Here is a 2,187-nt window from a genome sequence, read left to right on the forward strand (position 1 = left end):
TTGATTGTCCCCAATCATAGATACTAACGCTTCGGTCTGTTCGTCTATCTTCTGGTAAGCAACTTCCTTTAATTTTCCAGTTACCAGTTTCTTTGACTGTTTCTGCATACTTCGTATGGAGCTTTCCGTGGCAATCTGCAAGGCATGAATTTTACCCTCACGGGACTGTGCGATAAGCTGTCGAAAGCTGTCATGCACAATAAATTTCTGCTCTGCGGATAAGAAAGAATAGTTGTACGGTATCAGCTCATAGTAGGCGAACACCTCATTGTCCTTGTTCCAGACAAGGTTATTGTCAATATATTTTATCGGGAACATAGTTCACACTCCTTACTGCCGTGATTGTTTTATTCAATATCTGCTTATGCAGTTTTACGGCTTTTCCTGCATAAGTGATTTTTGGTCGCAGGGCATAGGTTATCTGTGATTTCAAAAAGCTGTACGGCTTCTTTCCGTCAAAGGTTTTCTGCGACATAAACCAAGTGAGAGCAACGGGAATACCGAAGTATTTGAGAAATGCTCCCTCAATCATGGAAAGTGGGGGCATATCCCCAAACAGAATGATGATAAATTCTGTAATCACAAACCATGTAATCTGTGTAAAGGTAACGGGAAAGGGTAAGTTAAAGTCATTGATTGCATACAAGACTTTTTCCACGTTCCAGATACCCGTATAAGATTTAATCTTTTTCAAGTTCTTTCAGCTCCTTTCGTAAGTTTCTAAATGGAAAGGACAGCCATGTTTCAGACTGTCCCTTAAAAGAGAAATACGCTGTCAGTAGCAACAATGCTTGTTGCTGATCTTCCAGCGTTAATATGGTATCTCGCACATACCTCGGCTTGTTTCAATGAAGCAACCGCCCATATCCAAATCTCGCCCGTAGGCTTCATAGTCAATGTAATTCTGTAAGCTGGGTGGAATATCCCCAAGTGCCTGCAATTCGTCTATGTAGTAATAGGCAACGTCTGTCATGGTTTCACAGTCGGGATAATAATAAATATCGTCCTTGTGTTCCACGACTTCTTCCAGCGTCCCGTAGTGGCTGATAAATTCGTCCAGACATTCTACGATATAGTCGGGAAGTTCCTCTATCATTTCATACATAGAGTTCAGTTCTTCAATGGAAACATACTCGCCAATCGCAATGGGAAAGTTATCGGTATCATGGATTGCGTATTCCTCATACTGTTCATTCAAGCCGATTTTTTCTTTCACATCTTCCTCGTCAATAGGAAATATGAACCAAGCACCAACTAAATAGCCCTCATTGTATTTGCCAAGATTAGCAATGTAAACCGCCATATCATCAATCATAAGCACCACCTCATTTCTTACTATGGCAGTTCAAAGATACCGTGTTCTGTTACTAAAAATTTCCCGTGTTCCTGCAAGTGAGAAGCATAGGCTTCAAAGTCAAAATAGTAGGCTTGACAGTCCTCGGATAAATGTTTGAACGTCGGGTCGTTCATCAGCTTTTGCTTTGCAACATCTATCATGCTTTTGCAGTTGGGATAAACCGTAATCACATTCCTGCAAATATAAAGTGCTTCTAAATTTTCAAACACCGTAAGTAGTGATACATATTCTTCCTGCATATCACTTGAAAGCTGGCGGTACATAAAATCTAATTCGTTGAGCTGGTACACGCTTGTATGTTCGTGGACTTCATCAGCATAAGGCAACACCTTTTCGATAATACGGTAATCCCCACTTTCTGCACCGATACCTAACTTTTCTTCAAACTCGGCAACATCTATCGGCAGTTCAAACCAGTATGATATTGTTTCTTCGCCAGTTGTTCCTCTCGTTTCCACCAGCACCCTTGTTTCCTGCATTGTTCCTCACGTCCTTTCTGTTGCTTCATCACATCTTTTATGGTCTGGTACGACATACCAAACACATAGTTAGAAAAATCTTCTAACTGTCTTTCTTCATAGTCGGCAGGGTTCAGCCGTTTCATTTCCTGCCACACCTTACGCTTGTAAGAGGGCAGGTCAGAAAGATAATCACAGCCGACGTTTGCCTGCATATCCCTAAAAATATCGTTCATGTAATCACTCCAATCTGAAATTTTAGGTAAGAAAAAAGCAGTCAATCCTAAGACTAACTGCTTTTTGTGTAAATATTTTTGTTAGCACTAGAGAAAAATTCTCCAGTTGAATAATAGAAATTCTCCTAAAACTGCA

The 2,187-nt window shown here is 40.5% G+C and carries 5 protein-coding genes; all 5 read right to left on the reverse strand.

All coding sequences use genetic code 11. From position 1 onward, the window contains the following. The coding region (locus tag LJE11_RS18885) for a hypothetical protein (protein ID WP_227296387.1) at positions 1 to 318 on the reverse strand (318 nt) is incomplete at its 3' end. Beyond that, complete coding sequence (locus LJE11_RS18890) at positions 296 to 694, reverse strand: conjugal transfer protein (protein ID WP_227296388.1); 399 nt, start codon at positions 692 to 694, stop codon at positions 296 to 298. The genes LJE11_RS18890 and LJE11_RS18885, both read right to left, overlap by 23 nt. A 117-nt stretch (positions 695 to 811) precedes the next feature. Then, positions 812 to 1,315 carry an antirestriction protein ArdA gene (locus LJE11_RS18895; protein WP_117660764.1) on the reverse strand — a complete coding sequence of 168 codons (504 nt, stop codon included), beginning with the start codon at positions 1,313 to 1,315 and terminating at the stop codon, positions 812 to 814. 20 nt (positions 1,316 to 1,335) lie between these two features. After that, positions 1,336 to 1,836 carry an antirestriction protein ArdA gene (locus LJE11_RS18900; RefSeq protein ID WP_227296389.1) on the reverse strand — a complete coding sequence of 167 codons (501 nt, stop codon included), beginning with the start codon at positions 1,834 to 1,836 and terminating at the stop codon, positions 1,336 to 1,338. Then, positions 1,755 to 2,051 carry a conjugal transfer protein gene (locus tag LJE11_RS18905; protein WP_082431306.1) on the reverse strand — a complete coding sequence of 99 codons (297 nt, stop codon included), beginning with the start codon at positions 2,049 to 2,051 and terminating at the stop codon, positions 1,755 to 1,757. The genes LJE11_RS18900 and LJE11_RS18905 overlap by 82 nt, the downstream gene beginning before the upstream one ends. Between the last annotated feature and the right edge of the window lie 136 nt (positions 2,052 to 2,187).

The sequence above is a fragment of the Blautia sp. DFI.1.216 genome, assembly GCF_020594215.1.
GTDB classification, from domain to species: domain Bacteria; phylum Bacillota; class Clostridia; order Lachnospirales; family Lachnospiraceae; genus Blautia_A; species Blautia_A wexlerae.